General features: G+C 64.3%; 16 protein-coding genes and 1 pseudogene. 9 read left to right on the top strand and 8 right to left on the bottom strand.

The genetic code is table 11. From position 1 onward, the window contains the following. Nucleotides 1-30 precede the first annotated feature (30 nt). A complete protein-coding gene (locus FHW97_RS19105) occupies nt 31-1,254 on the bottom strand; it encodes a cytochrome P450 (RefSeq protein WP_171799504.1) in 1,224 nt (407 codons plus the stop codon). After that, nucleotides 1,255-2,346: an LLM class flavin-dependent oxidoreductase gene (locus FHW97_RS19100; RefSeq protein WP_171799503.1), complete on the bottom strand. Its 1,092-nt coding sequence runs from the start codon at nt 2,344-2,346 to the stop codon at nt 1,255-1,257. 171 nt (nt 2,347-2,517) lie between these two features. On the opposite strand from FHW97_RS19100, the gene FHW97_RS19095 reads away from it, so the two are divergent. Then, entirely contained in the window at nt 2,518-3,204 is a 687-nt protein-coding gene (locus FHW97_RS19095; protein ID WP_171799502.1) for a TetR/AcrR family transcriptional regulator, read from the top strand. Here FHW97_RS19095 and FHW97_RS19090 read toward each other — a convergent pair. The 6 genes and pseudogenes from FHW97_RS19090 to FHW97_RS19065 form a co-directional block, all read right to left on the bottom strand. Beyond that, nucleotides 3,196-3,947 (bottom strand): annotated as a pseudogene (locus FHW97_RS19090) (IS5 family transposase). The gene FHW97_RS19095 and the pseudogene FHW97_RS19090 sit on opposite strands and share 9 nt — an antisense overlap. A 54-nt stretch (nt 3,948-4,001) precedes the next feature. Further along, nucleotides 4,002-5,009 (bottom strand): SDR family NAD(P)-dependent oxidoreductase, encoded by a 1,008-nt coding sequence (locus FHW97_RS19085; RefSeq protein WP_171799501.1) that lies wholly within the window; start codon nt 5,007-5,009, stop codon nt 4,002-4,004. Further along, complete coding sequence (locus FHW97_RS19080; protein WP_169041796.1) at nt 5,006-6,211, bottom strand: thiolase family protein; 1,206 nt, start codon at nt 6,209-6,211, stop codon at nt 5,006-5,008. Before FHW97_RS19080 ends, FHW97_RS19085 begins: the two co-directional genes overlap by 4 nt. Next, nucleotides 6,204-7,097, bottom strand: a complete 894-nt coding sequence (locus FHW97_RS19075) for an alpha/beta fold hydrolase (protein ID WP_216647776.1) — start codon at nt 7,095-7,097, stop codon at nt 6,204-6,206. Before FHW97_RS19075 ends, FHW97_RS19080 begins: the two co-directional genes overlap by 8 nt. After that, a complete protein-coding gene (locus tag FHW97_RS19070; protein WP_171799500.1) occupies nt 7,094-8,656 on the bottom strand; it encodes a class I adenylate-forming enzyme family protein in 1,563 nt (520 codons plus the stop codon). The genes FHW97_RS19075 and FHW97_RS19070 overlap by 4 nt, the downstream gene beginning before the upstream one ends. After that, nucleotides 8,649-9,716 (bottom strand): amidohydrolase family protein, encoded by a 1,068-nt coding sequence (locus tag FHW97_RS19065; RefSeq protein WP_171799499.1) that lies wholly within the window; start codon nt 9,714-9,716, stop codon nt 8,649-8,651. Before FHW97_RS19065 ends, FHW97_RS19070 begins: the two co-directional genes overlap by 8 nt. 239 nt (nt 9,717-9,955) lie before the next feature. On the opposite strand from FHW97_RS19065, the gene FHW97_RS19060 reads away from it, so the two are divergent. The 8 genes from FHW97_RS19060 to FHW97_RS19025 all read left to right on the top strand — a co-directional run bounded on the left by FHW97_RS19060 (nt 9,956) and on the right by FHW97_RS19025 (nt 18,745). After that, nucleotides 9,956-11,068 carry a 3-ketoacyl-CoA thiolase gene (locus FHW97_RS19060; protein WP_169041799.1) on the top strand — a complete coding sequence of 371 codons (1,113 nt, stop codon included), beginning with the start codon at nt 9,956-9,958 and terminating at the stop codon, nt 11,066-11,068. Nucleotides 11,069-11,070: 2 nt separating this feature from the next. Continuing rightward, nucleotides 11,071-12,222 carry a propanoyl-CoA acyltransferase gene (locus FHW97_RS19055; protein ID WP_171799498.1) on the top strand — a complete coding sequence of 384 codons (1,152 nt, stop codon included), beginning with the start codon at nt 11,071-11,073 and terminating at the stop codon, nt 12,220-12,222. A 13-nt stretch (nt 12,223-12,235) separates the two neighbouring features. Continuing rightward, on the top strand, nt 12,236-13,165 hold the full coding sequence (locus tag FHW97_RS19050) for an OB-fold domain-containing protein (RefSeq protein WP_171799497.1): 930 nt from the start codon (nt 12,236-12,238) through the stop codon (nt 13,163-13,165). Beyond that, nucleotides 13,162-14,004, top strand: a complete 843-nt coding sequence (locus FHW97_RS19045; RefSeq protein WP_171799496.1) for an N-acyl homoserine lactonase family protein — start codon at nt 13,162-13,164, stop codon at nt 14,002-14,004. Before FHW97_RS19050 ends, FHW97_RS19045 begins: the two co-directional genes overlap by 4 nt. Before the next feature lie 11 nt (nt 14,005-14,015). Then, a complete protein-coding gene (locus tag FHW97_RS19040; protein WP_171799495.1) occupies nt 14,016-14,828 on the top strand; it encodes an enoyl-CoA hydratase/isomerase family protein in 813 nt (270 codons plus the stop codon). A gap of 14 nt (nt 14,829-14,842) precedes the next feature. Then, nucleotides 14,843-16,033, top strand: a complete 1,191-nt coding sequence (locus FHW97_RS19035; RefSeq protein WP_171799494.1) for an acyl-CoA dehydrogenase family protein — start codon at nt 14,843-14,845, stop codon at nt 16,031-16,033. Between the two features lie 28 nt (nt 16,034-16,061). Beyond that, nucleotides 16,062-17,195 carry an acyl-CoA dehydrogenase family protein gene (locus tag FHW97_RS19030; RefSeq protein WP_171799493.1) on the top strand — a complete coding sequence of 378 codons (1,134 nt, stop codon included), beginning with the start codon at nt 16,062-16,064 and terminating at the stop codon, nt 17,193-17,195. Nucleotides 17,196-17,287: 92 nt separating this feature from the next. After that, nucleotides 17,288-18,745: a pyruvate carboxylase gene (locus FHW97_RS19025; RefSeq protein WP_171799492.1), complete on the top strand. Its 1,458-nt coding sequence runs from the start codon at nt 17,288-17,290 to the stop codon at nt 18,743-18,745. The last annotated feature ends 36 nt before the right edge of the window (nt 18,746-18,781 follow it).

Below are 18,781 nucleotides of genomic sequence, written 5' to 3'. Positions count from 1 at the left end.
GGCGCGTGCCAAGACGCGCCCGGCACAGTTTCAGTTGGTTCCCCAACGCAGGATGAACGGCTCGCAACCGCCGACGATGCCGCCGCGGTGGCGCAGCGTCTGGCCCGGTGCCAATTCGAACCGGGGGATGCGGGCAAACCACTCTTCGAGCAGCACTTTCATTTCCATGCGAGCCAGGAATTGGCCCGGGCAGGTATGGTGGCCGCTGCCAAAGACCATGTGGTTGCGCACCTTGCGGTCGAGGTCGAAGTCGAGCGGCCGCTCGTTCATTTTGGGGCTCAGCGCGTACAGTTCGGTGGGGGCGACCACCATGTCTCCCGCGCGCAATTGCACCCCATCGACAACCGTATCGGCGATCACTTCGCGCGCGGAGGAAACCAGCGGCAGGCGACGCAGAGACTCGTTGATCGCGGCGTGATGGAGGCCGTGATCGGTGGCGAGGCGGGCTTGGATGTCCGGCGCCTGGGCAAGGGCTCGCATGGTAAAGCTCATGAAGTTCACCACCGTGTCGAGCCCGCCGACCAGCACCTGGATTGCCAGGCGGGCTGCCTCGCTCAGCGTCATTGGGCGGCCGTTGACTTCGCTCGTCGCGATGTGAGTCAGCAGGTCGTCCCCGCCTGAAGCGCGCCGCTCCTCCAGGATTGGCGCGACATAGGCCTTGAACGCCTCGGTCGCCTGGGCCGGGGTAATGCTGCCGTCGGGGCGGGTGAACTGGTCGGCCAAGTGCTTGAGCCGGGGAAGATGCTCCACCGGCAAATCGACCAGTTCCATGAATACCCGCAAGGGCAGCTGTTCTGCGAACTCATGCACGAAATTGCAGCGTCCATTGGCGACAAAGCCGTCAATCAGGTCGGCCGTCAGCTTGCGCACCTTGGGCTCCAGCGGGTGGATTGCCGCACCATAGAGCTTGTCGTTCAAGACTTTGCGAAATGGACGATGCTCGGGCGGATCGAGCGAAAGCGGAATGAATTCGGCATAGGCTTCGCCTGCGGTCGACTTGGGCACCAGCACCACGCGGCTGGAAAAGCGCGTGGCGTCGGAATAGACTTGGCCGATCAGTTCTGGCGAAAGGGCGATCCAGTGCCCTTCGTTGTGCGGGGTCCACACGATCTCGTGTGGTGTCGATTGCTGCAACTCGGCCCAGGCCACGTGCAAGTCGAACTGGCCATGGAACGGGTTGTAGATATCGAAGTCGACGATCCGGTCCGGGGGCAGATCGACCGCCGGTGTGGCGAGCGTGGCGGTGTCGGTCATTCAAGCCTCCGCCTTGGCAAATGCGCCGCTGGGGAGTTTGGGTGCGATGTCCTGCGCCAGGCGGCGCATCGATTCGTTCCAGGGCGTGGGATTGTCGATGTAGTCGTAGCTGTAGAGCAGCATGGTGCCGAAGCCCCCGCCGAGCTTGTCAGTCCAGGCTTCCAGCTTTTCGGCCACGGTCTCGGGCGAACCGACGATCCAGAAGTTGTCGGCCAGGAATTCGGGCGTAACGTCGGAAACAGACTTGTCGGTGCCCTCGACCAGCGCTTCGGCAATGCCGAATGAGTGGTAGGTGGGCAGCAGATATTCGGTCCACGCCCGGCCCATACCCCCTTCCAGGGCCAGTTTGCGCGCCTCGGCATCGGTATCTGCAACGAACACGTCGCGTACCACGCGGTGCTTGGTGCGGTCTCCCGGGCGTCCGGCATCCGCTGCTGCCTTGGCGAAGATATCGAAATGGTCGAGCAGCGCCGAATTGCTCGAGAACACCGAGCAGGGCGAATACCCGTGGGCACCGGCATAGCGGATCGAGGGAGAATTGGGGCTAAGACCGGTCATCGCCATCGGCATGGTGCCACCCCATGGCTTCTGGTCGCGCACCGGGTGCGCCGCGTCACCCTCGGGCAGGCCGGCATTCCAGAATTCGCCTTCATATTCGAAGGGTTCGCCCTTCCACACCATTTCCATGATCTTGACGGACTCGCCCATCATGCGGTGGTTCTTCGACATGTCCTTGAGGCCGCGCAGCCGCGCATCGCTGGGATAGGCGCCGGGTGCCACGCCCATCTGGTAGCGGCCCTTGAGGATGTGGCTGAGCCAAGCGGCCTGGGCGGCCAGCGTGGCGGGGTGGTAATAGGGAAGCAGGTGGGCCAGCGGGCCCAGCTTGATCCGTTCGGTTTGGCGCGCGGCGGCGGCGATCACCAGTTCCGGGCTGGGAATGGCTTCCCAGTTCAGCGTGATGTGCTCACCGATCCAGTATTCGCTGAAACCCGCCTGATCGGCCGTAACAGCCTGCGCGACGGCCCAGTCGAACACTTCAGCGGGCGTGCGCTCGGGTGGCAGGAACGGCGTCTGGAACATACCAATTTCCATGGCATCTCTCTCCTTAGCGTAAATCAGCTTTGAGCAACTGAATTATTACAACTGTAATATAGGTATGCCGCTTATGCCGATTCGTCCAATCCTAATTCGGCGATATCGATGAAAAAATAGCACAGCCGTTATAGCGTTGACATTTTATCCGGCCAGATTAGGCCCTTGGTGATGCCCACCACGACCGCCCCAGCCCGCAAGGTCCGTCCGCTAGCCACCGGCACGCGCGAACGGTTGATTCTGGAAGCAGAGGCATTGTTCGGCGAGCGCGGCATCGATGGCGTGACGATGCGGATGATCTGTGAAGCGGCAAACCAGAAATTTGCCGGTTCAGTGCAGTATCATTTCGGGGACCAGCTCGGGCTGCTCTATGCCGTGTTCGAATATCGTGAGGAGCAACTTCAGCCGCAGCGCGAAGCGTTGCTCAAGGCTGGGCGCAAGACAGGACAGCTGGACAATTTGCGGTATCTTTTGCGGATTTTGTTCGAGCCCAATTTTGCCATGTATGAAGAAAAGGGCGTCATTTCCTATATGCGGTGCCATGCGGCCTATCTGGCGACGCACCGGCCACGTGGCGTGCCCCATCCGGTGGACCAAGGCAGCCCGGCGACGCGCGCACTGCGTGAGGCGATGACGCTGCTCGAAGCGAGGTTGGCCGCGCTGGGGCCGCAACTGGCCGCGTTCCGCCTCGAATGCGTGGGCGCGATGTTCCTTCAGGGGGTGACGCAATATGCATCCAGTCCTGAACATTCGGGCATGACCGCGCGGCAATTCTACGATGATATGCTCGACATGATGACGCAGGCGATTTCAGTGCTGCCGCGCACGCCGCCTAGGGTCTGTGGGGATTCAGCGTGAGTTGATGACGGCAGCGGCGAGATAGATCATGGCCGAGAAGCTCTGGTCTGTTTTGCAAGCGCGCATCGCGATGCGCTTGAACTCTTTGAGTTTGCAGAAATAGTTTTCGATCAGGTGGCGCCATTCATACATCTTGGCATCGATCTTGAGCTTCTGGGCGCGCGCGGGGCGCTGTGAGATGATCACTTGCGCGCCGCGCTGATTCAAGTCCTCAACGATCCAGTTGGAATCGAAAGCTTTATCGCCGAGTAAGGCATCGAATTGGATGCCTCTAATTAACGGTGCAACGCCGATGGTGTCGAACCGATGGCCCGGCAACAGCTCAAAGCGGACAAGGTTGCCCAAGGCGTCTGTTAGCGCCAAAATCTTGGTCGTCATACCGCCCTTGGAACGGCCAATGGCCTGGCTCTGAGTCCCCCTTTTGCGCCTTGGCCGTGCCGGTGGACCTTGACGATAGTGGCATCGACCATGGCGTATTCCATGTCCGGTTCTTCCGATAACGCATCGAAAATTCGCTTGAAAACATCAGCTTCACGCCAGTCACGAAATCGCCGGAATGCGGTGCTCCAGTTGCCAAACGTCGAAGGTAGATCCCGCCAGGGACTGCCCGTCCTGACAATCCACAGCACCGCTTCTACGAAAAGCCGGTTGTTCTTTCCGCTGCGACCAGGGTCAGCCGGCTTACCCAGACAATGCGGCTCGATCTTTGCCCATTGGGCATCAGTCAGTACGAAGCGATCCATTCGAAGTGTGAATCACATCTCCACCGTCTTGGGAATCCTAAATCCCCACAGGCCCTAGCCCAAGCGCGTCGCCTGGGAGCTAAAGAGCGGCGGGATCAGGGCCAATTCGTCTGCCGTGGCGGCAATGTCGAGGAAATTGCCCAAGGCGCGGATCGTTGCGGCATGGTCCCGCAAGCCTTCCGGCCCGTGGTCCGGATCGAACCAGCCTTGGCCCACGGCAAAGCCGACGCGCGCCACCTTGCCCGACGAACTGCTGAAGATTTCGCCGTTGATCGGGGTATCGCAATGGGCAAGCCACAGTACGGTGGGGGCAACAGCCTCGGGCGGGCCCATTGGGATCCGGCCCGCGCGCATGTCGGCGCGCCAGTCGCCGGCCTCGCCATTTCCCGCCCCTGACTTGCTGGAACCTGCGTCTTTCCCGCCGAAGAAGGCGTCGCGGTTCATGCGCGTGATCGCCATGGGCGCAACCGCGTTCACGGTAACGCCCGTGCCCGCCACCTCGTGCGCCAGGCACCGGGTCAGGCCCGCCACCGCCATCTTGGCGGCGCCATAATGGCCCAGCGTCGAGGCGCCGCCAAACCCGGCATTCGAGGTGGTGTTGACGATGCGCCCGCGACCTTGTGCCAGCATGTGCGGCAAGACCGCGCGACACATGAAGAACGTGCCATCCACGGTTACCGACTGCATGGTGCGCCAGGCTGCATCGTCCAATTGCGCGATCGGTGAAAAGTCGATGATCCCCGCATTGTTGACCAGCACCGTCACTTTGCCGAACGCGGCAATGGCGGCGGCGACCACGGCATCGGCGTTGCCCGGCTCGGTGATCGACCGGTGGTCGGCCAGGGCGCGGCCGCCTCTTCCGCGAATTTCGGCGACGACCTCGTCGGCAACCGGACGCAGCTGGCCTGCACCATCGGGTTCCTGGCCGATGTCGTTGACCACAACCGCCGCGCCGCGCTCGGCAAAGGCCAGGGCATAGGCACGCCCCAGCCCACGCCCCGCACCGGTGACGATGACGACATCGTCGTCGAACCGCATCGGCCCTTGGGCAAGCGCGGTCATGCCGGAATCTCGAACAGCCCGGCGGCGCCCATGCCGCCGGCGATGCACATAGAGACTACCGCATAGCGCACCCCACGGCGCCGCGCCTCGATCAGCGCATGACCGGCCAGACGGCTGCCCGTCATGCCGAAGGGGTGCCCGATGGCAATGCCGCCGCCATCGACATTCAGCTTTGCAGGATCGATGCCCAGCTTGTCGCGGCAGTACAGAGCCTGACTGGCGAAAGCCTCGTTGATTTCCCACAGGCCGATGTCGTCCACCGACAGGCCTGCGCGTTCCAGCAGCTTGGGAATGGCAAAGACCGGGCCGATGCCCATTTCTTCGGGCTTGCACCCGGCTGCCTGGAAGCCGCGAAAGATGCCCAGCACCGGAAGGCCTTCGCGCTCCGCCGTCTCGCGGTCCGTCAGCACTTGCGCCGAGGCGCCGTCGGAGAGCTGACTAGCGTTGCCGGCCGTGACGAAACGGCCTTCCTTCACAAGCTGTCCGTCCTTCCAGACCGGCTTCAGCTTGGCCAGGCCCTCGAGCGTGGTGTCCGGCCGCACGCCCTCGTCGGTGTCGAGCGTCATTTCCTCGCGGCCCGAGATTGTGCCATCGCGCTCGACCACGTTGCGCGTCACCGTGATCGGTACGATTTCGTCGGCGAGCCGGCCCTCACGCAGCGCCGCGGCGGCGCGCAGGTGGCTTTCAACGGCAAAGGCGTCCTGCGCATCGCGCGGTATGCCATAGCGTTCGGCGACGATTTCGGCCGTCTCGATCATGGCCATGTAGGCGTGGGGATCGCCGGCCAGCACTTCGGCCGGCTGGGCACGATAGGTCGGTGCGTGGGCGTTGCGGGTGTGGGTGATACTTTCGGTGCCGCCCGCTACCCCCACATCGATATCGCCCGCGATGATCGCGCGGGCGATATAGGCCAATGTGGTCAGTCCCGATCCACACTTGCGGTCCAGCGTGGTGCCCGGAATGGTTTCGGGCAGGCCCGAGGCAATGATGGCCGTGCGCGCCAGATTGGAGCCTTGCGTACCCCATTGTGTGCCCACCCCGATCGCCACGTCGTCGATCCGCGCAGGATCGATGCCCGCGCGTGCCACGGCGGCTTCGATCACGTGCGCGGTCAGGCGCGGGGCATCGGTGTCGTTGAAGGCGCCTTTGAAGGCGCGGGCGACGCCCGTGCGGGCAGTGGAAACGATAACGGCTTCACGCATGGTCATGGGTCCTGTTGTGGGCATCGAGAAACGCACGCGTTTCGGCGATGAACCGGGATGTGAACTGGTGGTGCAGCCAGTGACCGGCACCGGTATAATGGCTGATCTGATGGTGTTTCAGGCGGGCCAGGCGTGCCGGGCCGGGCACGGGCACCCAACTGCCCGTGCCGTAGAAAAGCCGCACGGGGCACGCGATGGCATCGAGCACGTCGTCCAAGTCGTGCGCGCGCTGGTCTTCCGGCGCGCGCAGGCGCACGCGCGGGTCGAACTTCCACCGCCAGCCTTTGTCTGCATCGTGCACCAAGGCGTGGGCTGCCAGTGCATCGACCAGCTCCGTCGCCAAGTCAGGGTGCTGTCCATGCATCCGGGCCATGGCCTCTGCCCGGGTGGGATAATGGCGCGGGCCACGCGCACGGGCCTGCGCGCGCCGGTCCAGCCATTGGCGCAGGCGCACCGCATAGGGCGTGGGCCCCGCTGCCTCATCACGCTGGATCGGCAATTCGATGCATTCGATTCCGGCCAGGGCCCATACGCGATCGGCGTCGGCCGCGGCGAGGCGCAAGGCAATGGCCCCGCCCAGGGAATGGCCGACCAACGCATAGCGCACCAGCCCAAACGCGCGCGCGATATCATGGACGTCGGCCACAAACGCTGCCAGGGCATAGCCATCCGGTCCGGCCCAGTCGCTGTCACCATGGCCGCGCAAATCCGGTGCGATGACGCGATAACCGGTGGCAAGCGCGGCGGCGACACGGTCCCAACTGCGGCCGTGATCGCGCAATCCATGGAGCAGGATCACGGCGGGCGCATCGCTATGGCCCCAGACGGCTACCTGGATGTGTCGCCCGTCGACGACCAAAGCCACCGTTTCAGGATGCCCGGTCATGACGCTGTCGCCAGGCTGGCCGCGCGATCACGCAGTGTGCGCCGCAGGATCTTGCCGGTCGACCCCTTGGGCAGTTCGTCGAGAAAGCGCACCGCGCTGGGCCATTTGTAGCGGGCCAGGTGGGCCACACAATGCGCTAGCACCTGATCGTCGCTCAGGGTGCAGCCCGGCCGCGTAGCGACAAAGGCAACCGGCACTTCGCCCAGCACCGCGTCGGGCTGGGCAACCACCGCCACCTCACTGATCCCGTCGATGGCGTAGATGACCTCCTCGATGTCGACCGGATAGATGTTCTGGCCGCCCCTGATAATCACATCCTTCTTGCGGTCGACGATCCAGGCAAGGCCATCGGTATCGAGAAAGCCGATATCGCCAGTGCGCAGCCAGCCATCGTGCATGGCGTGGGCAGTATCGGTCGGCGCGTTGAAATAGCCCGCCATGACATTGGCGCCGCGCACGACCAGTTCGCCCGTGACACCACGCGGCAGGATCATGCCATCGTCGTCCATCGACTCGAGCGTCACGCCGGGCAGTGCACGGCCGATGGCCTTGCCACCGGCCAGCTCGCCGACAGGATCGCACGATACCCGATGCAATGTCACCAAGGCGGTCGCTTCGGTCAGGCCATAGCCGGTGCGCACGTCAACGGCAGATCCGGCCGCGGTAACGATCCGCTGCAGCAACGCGGCGGGCACGGGGGCGCCCCCGGTCATAATGCGCCGCAGGCTGCGCAGCGCGCCGGCCCGCAGACCGGGATGATCGAAGATCTTCTGCAGCATCGTGGGCACGGCAGGCATGAATGTGCAGCCATGCTCGCCGATCGCCTCGATGCAGCGGGCCGCGTCGAAGCGGGGCAGCAGCACCATGCAGGCACCGGTGACCATGATGGCATTGATGCCCTGGTTGAGCCCGAACGTGTTGAACAGCGGCAGCGCGCAGAGGATCACATCCTCGGCGCCCAAGCCAAGCCAGCCGGGCGTGGCGTCGTAGTTGGCGGCGAGGTTGCCGGCGGTGAGCATGACGCCCTTGGATTTCCCGGTCGTCGCGCTGGTATTGAGCAGGAACGCCACGTCGGTCGGGGCGACGGTGGCGGGATCGGTCAGCGGCCGGGCCTTCGCCCTTGCATGATCGAGCGAGGCATAGCCGGGCAGCAGGTCCCGGCCCACGGCGCCCGCCGCGATCTTGATCGGCGGGGCCTGTGCGGGCATGCGGTCGCACCAGTCGGCGTGCAGCACGATGGCCTGCAGCCCGCAACTGTCGATCGCATGCGCCAGATCGGACTTCGTATAGGCGACGTTGAGCGGCGACACCGTGGCGCCCAGCAGCAGCAGGGCCTGTTGCACGACGATGAACTCGGGCTCTGCCGGAAGTATGATGCCCACCCGCGTGCCCGCGCCGATGCCCAGATCGCGCAGGGCACCGGCCGTGACGCGGGCGCGTTGCGCCAGCGTCGCAAAATCGATCCGCTCGGCCCCGGCGATGATCGCCATCCGCTCGGGCGTCTGTTGCGCCCGATGCAGCAGATGCAGGGCGCGGTTGAAGTTGCGCGGCTCAGCCATGGACCAGCCGGCCTGGCGAGACGACTGCTTCGGGGATGCGATAAAACCGGGCGGCAGTGCCGCTGAACAGCGCCTGGCGCTCGGCGCCGGAGGCAGAGGCTGTGAGACGCGCGAACGCGTTCCACAGTGTGCGATAGGAGTACATCGCCTTGTCGACCGGAAAATTGCTTTCGAACATGCAGCGATTGGCGCCGAACAGTTCGATGCAGGTTTCCACATAAGGCCGCCACGCCTGCGCCAGGGTGGCGGAAGAGGGCGGGCATTCCGCTTCGTGCCAGTGCGCCCCGCACACGATCATGCCAAAGCCGCCGATCTTGACCGAAACGTTGTCGCGCTTGGCCAGGTCGGCCATGTCGAGGCGCCAGCGCGCAAATAGTTCGCCGGCCCGGCCAGCATAAGGGCCGACACCCAGGATGCAGCCGATGTGATCGAGCACGATCGGCAAGCTGGGGAGTGCATCGGCCATGGCTGCCAGTTCGCCGATCTGCCCGTGATATAGCATGGCATCGTAGCCAAGGCCGAGCCGCTGGACCGTGCGCAGCCCCGCACGATAGGTAGGGTCGCCCAACAGTCCGGCGGGAGCAGGCCGGATCACCACGCCATCGGGAAAGGCCAGATCGCGTGAGACGCTGTGGCGGATACCGCGTAGCGCACCCTCGGCGGCCTGGGCATGGGCCTCGATCACGGTCTCAACCGCATCGCCCAGGGCAAGGTCGGCAAAGGCGACGATCGCCGACGCGACGTGGGGCAGCCTCTGCGCGCGGGCCGCGCGGGCGATAGCTGCCACCTTCTCGGTTTCGCCGATGGGGGCGAGGTGGGCGGGGCCGTTGTCGCGATAGCCATAGTGAGCCTGGACGAAGACGGTGGCCTTCACGCCCGGTACCGTGGCGAGATCGTCGGCCAACTGGTCGAGCAGATAGGGATGCCCATCCTGGACCCACAGGTGATGGTGCGAATCGATGATCGGGAGGTCCGGATCGAGCAGGGGCTCTTCGTGCCGCGCGAGCCAGGCAGCGTTGGGTGGCGGGTACCGAAACCGCCCCGTTACATCTAGTCCCACATTCCGCTCCCTCGCCTTGTTCTATCCGATAATGTTTCGGGGAAAATGAAATTGCAAGGCCCAAAAACCGCAGATATCACGGGTTGGATCGTGCATATACTGAAATTCCATCTCCAAAATTCCGACGAAACGTCGAATTTTGTTTTTGACATCGGCGACGCGCCGGGCATACAAGATGGGGGAGAGGCCGAAGGAGTCCGCAGCGGCGAATTTCGGCGAATGACAGGGTGAGGAAGCCAATGGGTCTCAGTAAGGTTGCGGTGCTCGCCTCCGCACAAACCGAGTTGCGTCCGGCGTGGCGTGACGCGCAGCACATCGATCTTATTTCGTCCGTCGTCGCCAACGTGTTCAAGGGCACCGGCCTGACGCTGGACGATGTCGATTTCGTCATCGACTCCGGCAGCGACGTTCTAGACGGTCGCTCGATCTCAAATTGCGGTTTCCTGGGCGCGCTTGGCGCGCACCACAAGGAAGAGGCGCGCGTCGAGGAGGACGGGCTGTGGGGCGCGCTTTATGGCGTCAACAAGATCCGCTCGGGCGCTTCGTCGATCGGACTGATCGTTGCTTATTCCAAGCCTTCGGAATCCGACATCGACCTTTACTGGTCGGCGATGGTCGAGCCGTTCTACCAGCGCCCGGTGGGCTTTGGCCAGAAGGCCGCCCTGGGTATCCAGGCGCAGCGCTATCTTGCCGCGCACGGGATCACCGATGAAGCCCTTGCCGCGATCGTGGCCAAGCGCTGGGCCGACGCGGCCGCCAACGGCAAGGTGGCAATCGATACCTTGCCCGATGCCGCGGCCGTGTTGGCTGGCGACGAGGCGGCCTGGCCGCTGACGGATTTGATGATTTCCCGCCCGCTCGATGGCGCGGTCGCCGTGCTGATTTGCAACGAAGACGTGGCGCGCCGCACGGGGCGTCCGCCGGTGTTCATTACCGGCATGGGCACCAGCCTGGAAACGCACAACTTTGCCGACCGCAGCATCAACCGGCTGGATTCGGTCGCGGCCGCCACGCGCATGGCGCTGGGCAAGGCCGGTTGGGACAAGGCGGCAGCCGACGTGGTCGAAACCAGCGGGAGTTCCGTCGTGGGCGAATTGCTCGCGCTTGAAGGACTGGGCCTGGCGGCTGCGGGCCGGGGCGCCGAGATCGCGCTCGATCCGGCGGTCAACGCTTCGGGTGGGGCGCTGCCGGCTGATCCGATCATGGCAACTGGCCTGGTTCGGCTGGCCGAGGCGGCCAAGCGGCTTTCGACGCCGGTTGCGGCAGGGGCAAAGGCTCCCGCGACCGCACTCGTTCATGGCACCGGCGGTGTCGCGATGCAGACCAACTGCGTCTTCACTCTCGAGGTTTGATCATGGGTCGCGAAGTAGGAATCGTTGGCGTCGGGCAGACGCATCACGCGCGTCGCCGTACCGACGTCAGCCAGGCAGGCCTTGTGCGCGAGGCGGTCGATCGGGCATTGGCCGACGCCAATCTGTCGATGGACGACATCGATACGGTGGTGATTGCCACCGGGCCGGTGCTGTTTGCCGCCGTGAACCAGCCCGAAAAGTGGGTGGTCGATGCGATCGGGGCGCAAGGCAAGTCAGTGGTGCGGCTTACCAGCGGTGGCGGCGCCGGGTTTGCCGGTGCGCTGGCTGGCTATTACCAGGTAGCCGGCGGCTATTCCGACCGGACGCTGGTGGTTGCCTACGACAAGCTGTCCGAAGGTCAGCTGCAGTACTCGATCTCGACGCTTTACGATCCCTTCTGGGGCCGGGAATTCGCGGTAGGGATCATGGGCTTTTCGGCCGCCTACTGGCGCGCCCGCATGGACGTGCTGGGTCACACCGAGGAAGCGGCGGCCATGGTTGCGGCCAAGAACCGCAACAACGCCCTCAAAAACCCCTATGCGCACCAGAAGAAGGCGGTGACGGTCGAGGATGTGCTGGCGTCCACGCCGCTGTGCTGGCCGATCAAGCTGCTCGACGTGCCGCCGATTTCCGACGGTGCCGCAGCGATCGTCTTGGCGTCGGACAAGGTGGCGCACCATTCGACCACGCGCCCGGCCTGGATCCGTGGCATGGCCTATTGCTGTGAGGCGGACAATGCGCCGGAGCGCTCGCTGATGCTGTCCGAGCCGCTCGCCATCGCATCGCGCCAGGTCTATCGTGCCGCTGGCATTACCAACCCGCGTCGCCAGTTCGACGTGGTCGAGGTGCAGGAACCCTACTCCTGCTTCGAACTGAACTATTACGAAAGCCTGGGCCTATGCCCGCCGGGGCAGGCGGCGGACCTGGTGGCTTCGGGCGCAACACAGGTCGATGGCGACATTCCGGTCAACCCCTCGGGCGGGTGCATGGGCGCAAATCCGATCGGTGCGGTTGGGGTCATTCGTCTGATCGAAGCGGCGACCCAGGTGATGGGCCGCAACGAGACGCACCAGATCAAGGACGCCAAGCTGGCGCTGGTCCAGTCCGGCGGAGGTTGGGCCAACTTGCGCGGCTGCGCCGTGCTTAGCGCCTGAGGAGGGATAGACGATGTTCTACGCACCTGAAACCGCACCGATCGATCTGCCCACGTTCAAGAGCACGATCTCGCTGCCCTACACGCTCACCCCCGGCAAGTCGGCGGGGACGTTCCTGGCCGAAATGCCCAATCGCCGCATCGTCGGCACGCGGTTTGCCGATGGCGCGGTGATCGCGCCGGCGCAGGATTTCTCGCCGGTCGATGGCGAGGAACCGGTGGCCCTCGTCCAGGCGCCGGAAACGGGCGAACTGACTGCCTTTACCCGCACCGGTGGCGGGGTTCTCGGCCTTGTCCGGCTGGACGGCTGCCGCAATGCCTTCGTGCACAAGATCCTTGCCGATATCGACACGCTGGCGGTGGGACAGCGCGTGGCAGCGCGCTGGTCGACCAGCGAGCAGTGCACGTCGATCACCGCGATCGAAGGCTTTGTGCCAGCGCCGGACGCTCCGGTTGGGAACGTGCTGCCACTCGATACCCCGGCCGAACCGCTTGGCGTAATCAACTATGCCATGGCGCTGCACTATGACCATGCCTACGGCCCCTATTACGGCCGCATGTTCGACGAAATCCGCCAGAATGGCGTGGTCATGGGGGTGCGTGGTTCCAACGCCGACGAGGCCCTGCTGCCCCCGCGCGAGATCGACGACATCACGCACAAGCGCACCGGCACGTGGAAAGCCTGCGCCGATACCGGCACGATCCGCGCCTGCTCGCTGATCAACATGGAAGTCTATGGCCAGACCCGGCCGGTTCCTTACGCTTACGCGGAGATCGTGCTCGACGGCGCTTCCACCAAGATGATCCACATCATCGAAATCGATGACCTGGAAACCGCCAAGCAGACGATCAAGCCCGGCACGCGCGTGCGCGCGGTGTGGACGCAAGGCGAACGCAAAGGTGCGGTTTCCGACATCGAGCGTTTCGAGGTGATCGGCGAATGACCCACTGGACGGTCACCACGCTGCGCATCGGCGAGCTATACCTGCAGCACGGCGGGGCCATCGTACGCGATCCTGTGCACGTGTGGCTTGTGCGCGGCGCGGTGGCCGGCAAGGCGGTGAACCTACTGGTCGATAGCGGCATGGCCGACATTCCAACCGTGCATCAGCGCCTGAAGGTCAAAGGTTGGGGCGGCGGCCACGCCGCGCTGACTGCGGCCCTGGGGCAAGAGGGACTGGGGCCGCAGGACATCGACTATGTCGTGTGTACTCACCTGCATTTCGACCATGCCGACAACCTCGACCTGTTTCCCCAGGCTTGCGTGGTGGTACAACGGGCCGAACTGATGGCGGCGGTCGACCCCGTGCCCTCGCAGCGGATCTTTTACTGGAAATCCACGCTGCGCAACCTGATCGAGCGCAAGCGACCAGCGCAGTTGCGCCTGGTCGAAGGCGACACCGACCTTCTCCCCGGCATCCGCGTGCTGAGCGTGCCGAGTCATACCGAGGGCATGCAGGTGGTGGTGGTGACGACGGAAAAGGGGCGCGTCGCGCTCGTTTCGGACCTGGGCGATCACTATCGCTATTGGTATCCAGCCGATCCGCGCGCGACCGACCACCCGCTGCGTTCGCTGTCCGACGCATTCCTTACCGGAAACATCCGCAGCGAGAGTGAGCGCGTGTGGCAAGCAGCCATGCGCCGCGTTCTGGACAATGCAGATATCGTCGTGCCCGCGCACGACTTCCGCATCCCGCTGCGCATGCCGGAACAGTGGTTTGCCATCCCGGACAGCACCGACGGCGATCTGGCGCACGTGCCGCCGGCCGACGACGAAAATTGACAGGGGCCGACATGGACTACGAGAACATTATCTACGATGTGAGCGAGCGCATCGCCACCGTTACGCTCAACCGGCCCGACGCGATGAACGCGACGACGGACCAGCTCTACAGTGAACTGCAGCATCTGATCCCGCGCATCGCCGCCGATCCGGGCGTGTCGGTGGTGATCCTGACCGGTGCGGGCCGTGGCTTTTGCGCCGGTGCCGATCTCAAGGCCAGCAAGGACAGCCTGACCCCGCTGCAACGCCGCGCGCGCCATCGCTGGATCCTCAAGGAAGTGCTCGAACCGCTCTACAAATTGGAAAAGCCGGTGATCGCTGCCGTCAACGGCGCAGCGGCCGGCGCTGGGGCTAACATCGCCCTGTCTTGCGACATCATCATTGCCAGCGAAAAGGCCAGTTTCATCCAGGCTTTCGCCAAGGTGGGCCTAATGCCCGATCTGGGCGGCATGTTTTTCCTGTCGCGCGCGGTCGGGATCAACAAGGCCAAGGAACTGTGCTTTACCGCGCGCAAGGTTCCCGCCGAAGAAGCGCTGGCGCTGGGCATTGCCAACAAGGTCGTTCCGCACGACGCGCTGATGGACGAGGCGCGTGCCATGGCGCGCCAGATCGCCGCTGGGTCGCCCACGGCCATGGCGATGAGCAAGCGGCTGCTCAACATGTCGCAGACCGCGACGTTCGAGCAAATGCTCGAATTTGAAGCCTATTCCCAGACCATCGCCTATCTCACTCCCGAATACCGCGAGGGTGTCATGGCGTTCCGCGAAAAGCGCGCGCCCGATTTTGCCGGGGCCGCGGACCGAGCTTCGGCGGGCCAGGACTGACAGGGAGCACCGCGATGGATTTCAACTACACGCCTGAGGAGAGCGCGTTCCGGGCCGAACTGCGGGCGTGGCTGGCCGATGCGCTGCCCAAGGGTTGGGGCGACACCGTATTCGAGCCCGAGGACGAGCACGAACGGGCGATGTTCCGGCTCGATTGGGAACGCAAGCTCCACGCCGGCGGCTGGAGCGGGATCAACTGGCCCAAGGAATATGGCGGGCGCGGCGCGACGCTGATCGAGCGCGGTATCTTTGCCGAGGAAATGGCCCGCGCTTCCGCGCCAGAGGGCATCAACATCATCGGCCACAACCTGGCCGGGCCAACCATCCTGGCCCACGGCAGCGACGCGCAAAAGCAACGCTTCCTGCCGCCGATCATTTCGTCCGACGAAATCTGGTGCCAGGGATTTTCGGAACCCAATGCCGGTTCCGACCTCGCCTCGGTGCGCACCCGCGCGGAGCTTGTGGGTGACAAGTTCATCGTCAACGGCCAGAAGATCTGGACCAGCTATGCCCAATATGCCCAGTGGTGCTTTGCCCTGGTGCGGACGAATCCCGATGTGCCCAAGCATCGGGGCCTGTCGTTCCTGCTGATCGACATGCGTTCTCCGGGCATCACGATCCGCCCGCTGCGGCAGATTTCCGGCGAATCCGAGTTCAACGAGACCTTCTTCGACAATGTCGAAGTGCCGGTGGAGAACGTGGTCGGGGCGGTCAACGAAGGCTGGAAGATCGCGATGACCACGCTGGCCTATGAGCGCGGCCCGGAAGACGCGCTGGGGCGCCAGGTCCGCTTCAAGCAGGAACTGGACAAGTTGGTCGCCACATTGTGCCAGACCGCGCAGGGCGGCCGCGCCGCGATCGACAATCCAGCGATACGTCAGCGCCTGGCGCGGGCCATCACCGAGATCGAGATCGTCCGTCTCAACGCTCTGCGCTCGTTCAGCCGCTATCTCGACGGTGCGGATCGCGGTGCCGATGCCTCGATGACCAAGCTCTACTGGAGCCACGCTGCCCAGCGCATGTACGAATTGGCGATGGACGCGCTCGGCCCTGTCGCGCCGATATCGGGTCACGATCCAGCCGCTCTCGCGCTGGGTCGTTTCCAGCTCAGTTGGCTGCAATCCAAGGCCTTCACCATCTACTCCGGCTCGTCGGAAATCCAGCGCAACATCATCGGCGAGCGCGTGCTCGGGCTTCCGCGCTGACGCGCGGCTGCTGCAAGGATACTGAACCATGTATTTTGCCTTTGACGAGGACCAGAAAAGCCTGGGCGATACCGTCGCCCGGCTGCTTGCCGACCAAGCCGGGTTGCGCGCGCCAGACCTGGGTCGCGATGCCGTCGAGCCGGCGCGTGCCGCGCTGGCCGAGCTGGGCCTGTTTGCCATGATGGTGCCCGAGAAACAGGGCGGAGCAGGGCTCAAGGCTGTCGATCTTGCTCTTTCGCTGGAAGCCCTGGGTGGCGCGCTTGCTCCGGCAGCGGTGCTTGATACTCTTCTGCTCTCCGAAGTGTTGGGTTCGCATGGCACGGCCGCACAGCGGGACGCATTCCTGCCGCCGCTTGCCGCTGGCGAATTGCGCGTTTCCGTCGCCCTGTCCGAAAAGGGCTGCGACGACGCGCCCCATGCGGTGCTGGCGCGCGTGTCCGACGGGAGGTTGACCGGAACCAAGCTGCTGGTCCGCGAGGCCGCCGATGCAACCCACTTTGCGGTGGTGGCACAGGGGCCCGCCGGGCCAGGTCTGTTCCTCGTGTCCGCGAACGCCGCTGGCGTCTCGATCCGGGCGCACCAGGACATCGATCCCACGTCGGGCCTGGGCGCTGTAACGTTCGACGATGTCGTCCTCGATCCCGACGCATTGGTCGGCGCTGGCCATTCCGCTGCGGCAGTCGAGCGCTTGTTCGATGGTGGGGCGGCAATGAGCGCCTGCCTGCAATTGGGCATCGCGGCACGGATGCTGGATGCAGCCGTGGAATATGCCCGAACCCGTGTCCAATTCGGCAAGCCGATCGGTTCGTTCCAGGCGCTCAAGCATCGCTGCGCCGATCTTGCCGTGGCATTGGAGGCCGCACGCTCGGCAACCTATTATGGCATCTGGGCTTATTCCGAGGATGCCCCCGATCGCGCCCGCGCCGTGTCCATGGCCAAGGCCTATGCCGGCGAAGTGGTGCGTGAGGTTTGCAACGAGGCCATCCAGATCCACGGGGGCATGGGGTTCACCTGGGAACTGGGCCTGCACCGCTATTTGCGTCGCGCCAAAGTGATCGAACATGCCTTTGGCGCCGCCATCTGGCACAACGAACGGATTCTGGTCGAAACCCTGCGCGACGAGTTTGGGCAAGACGCCACCGTCGATCGGAAAGTGGCCTGAGCGATGGCCGCCGCCGGTTCGATCCCGATCGATAACGAGTGATGGTTCCGCCTGCGGCATGACGTGGGCTGATGGAAGGGAGAGCGTGGGGTATGGCCCACATTGATTTTCTCGACGAGACGATGCGCGATGGCCAGCAGAGCCTGTGGGGCTTGCGGATGCGTGCGGGAATGGCCTTGCCGGTCACTCCGCTGATCGACCGCACCGGCTTCAGCACGATCGACCTGACGGGCGGCGGCATGCTCGACGTGCTGACGCGCTATTGCCAGGAAAACTATTGGGAGGGCCTCGACCTGCTGGTCGCCTCGATGCCCAATACGCCGTTGCGAGCGGGCCTGCGTGCCAATGCCAACGTGACGTTCGGGATCACTCCGCCGGCCTTGATGGACTTGTGGGTGCAGCGGCTTTGCGCGCACGGCATCCGTTCATTCTGGATCTACGATGTGCTGTTCGGCATGGACAACATGCTGCGCCTCGCCAGGGTTGCCAAGGAGGCTAATGGTGCCTGTGTGGCCGGGGCGATCATGTTCGCGCTTTCTCCGGTGCACACGGATGCATTCTTCATCGCGAATGCGAAGAAGCTGGCGGACAGCCCGCACATCGATTCCATCCTACTTTATGATACGGCGGGAGTTCTGGAGAAGGACCGGATCCAGCAACTCGTGCCTGGGCTGGTCCAGGCAGCCGGCGGCAAGCCGATCGAATTTCACTCGAACAACCTGCTCGGGCTTTCGGCCAAGGCCTATCTCGACGCGATCGACTGCGGGGTCTCGGTTATCCACACCGCCAGCAGGCCGATGGCCAACGGTCCTTCGGTGCCCTCCACCGAAATCATGGCGCGCAACATCCAGCTGCGCGGCCACAGCCACAGTCTGGATGAATCGCTGTTCCAGCCCGTGGCCGACCATTTCCGGGCGGTGGGCAAGGCATCGGGCAACCTTGTCGACCAATATGCCGAATACGACGAGTTCTCGATCCAGCACCAGATTCCCGGCGGGATGATGGGTACCTTCAAGGCCCAACTGGCCATGCACAAGATGATGGACAAGCTGCCCGAGGTGCTCGACGAAGTCGCCGCCGTGCGTCGCGACTTGGGCTATCCGGGCATGGCCACGCCATTCAGCCAGCTGGTCGGCATCCAGGCGGTGCTCAACGTGGTGACCGGCAAGCGCTATGGCACCGTGCCCGACGAAGTGATCCAGTATGCGGCCGGTTTCTATGGCGAACCCGTGGCGCCGGTCGATGCCGATGTGCTGGACCGGATCATGGCGGCGCCGCGCGCCAAGGACCTGATCGCCCAGCCGCCGGAAATGCCCGATCTCGACACGCTGAAGAAGCGCTACGGCACGCAGGACGAGGACGAACTGCTTTACCGCGCATTCGTGCCCCAGCCCGATATCGACAAGATGCGTGCGGCCGGCCCGGTGCGTCGCGACTATCCGCTGCTCTCGTCGCCCGAATTGGAAGATGTGCGCAAGCTCATGCAGGTCGCCACGCTGCCGGTGGTGGAACTGAAGTCCGAAGGCCTGAGCCTTAGCCTTCGCCGTTGAACGCGCCCCTACGGGGGCAGACCGCCACGCCACGGC

This window comes from Novosphingobium sp. SG754 (assembly GCF_013149315.1).
In the GTDB taxonomy this organism is placed as follows: domain Bacteria; phylum Pseudomonadota; class Alphaproteobacteria; order Sphingomonadales; family Sphingomonadaceae; genus Novosphingobium; species Novosphingobium capsulatum.
Note: the sequence above shows the minus strand (reverse complement) of the source record. Positions and strands in the feature narration are given on the sequence as shown.

Coding starts and splice junctions, on each gene's coding strand:
- FHW97_RS19030 (WP_171799493.1), top strand. CDS start 16,062: ATGTATTTTGCCTTTGACGAGGACCAGAAAAGCCTGGGCGATACCGTC.
- FHW97_RS19080 (WP_169041796.1), bottom strand. CDS start 6,211: ATGCGTGAAGCCGTTATCGTTTCCACTGCCCGCACGGGCGTCGCCCGC.
- FHW97_RS19105 (WP_171799504.1), bottom strand. CDS start 1,254: ATGACCGACACCGCCACGCTCGCCACACCGGCGGTCGATCTGCCCCCG.
- FHW97_RS19040 (WP_171799495.1), top strand. CDS start 14,016: ATGGACTACGAGAACATTATCTACGATGTGAGCGAGCGCATCGCCACC.
- FHW97_RS19070 (WP_171799500.1), bottom strand. CDS start 8,656: ATGGCTGAGCCGCGCAACTTCAACCGCGCCCTGCATCTGCTGCATCGG.
- FHW97_RS19060 (WP_169041799.1), top strand. CDS start 9,956: ATGGGTCTCAGTAAGGTTGCGGTGCTCGCCTCCGCACAAACCGAGTTG.
- FHW97_RS19050 (WP_171799497.1), top strand. CDS start 12,236: ATGTTCTACGCACCTGAAACCGCACCGATCGATCTGCCCACGTTCAAG.
- FHW97_RS19095 (WP_171799502.1), top strand. CDS start 2,518: ATGCCCACCACGACCGCCCCAGCCCGCAAGGTCCGTCCGCTAGCCACC.
- FHW97_RS19025 (WP_171799492.1), top strand. CDS start 17,288: ATGGCCCACATTGATTTTCTCGACGAGACGATGCGCGATGGCCAGCAG.
- FHW97_RS19085 (WP_171799501.1), bottom strand. CDS start 5,009: ATGACCGCGCTTGCCCAAGGGCCGATGCGGTTCGACGACGATGTCGTC.
- FHW97_RS19100 (WP_171799503.1), bottom strand. CDS start 2,346: ATGGAAATTGGTATGTTCCAGACGCCGTTCCTGCCACCCGAGCGCACG.
- FHW97_RS19075 (WP_216647776.1), bottom strand. CDS start 7,097: ATGACCGGGCATCCTGAAACGGTGGCTTTGGTCGTCGACGGGCGACAC.
- FHW97_RS19055 (WP_171799498.1), top strand. CDS start 11,071: ATGGGTCGCGAAGTAGGAATCGTTGGCGTCGGGCAGACGCATCACGCG.
- FHW97_RS19035 (WP_171799494.1), top strand. CDS start 14,843: ATGGATTTCAACTACACGCCTGAGGAGAGCGCGTTCCGGGCCGAACTG.
- FHW97_RS19045 (WP_171799496.1), top strand. CDS start 13,162: ATGACCCACTGGACGGTCACCACGCTGCGCATCGGCGAGCTATACCTG.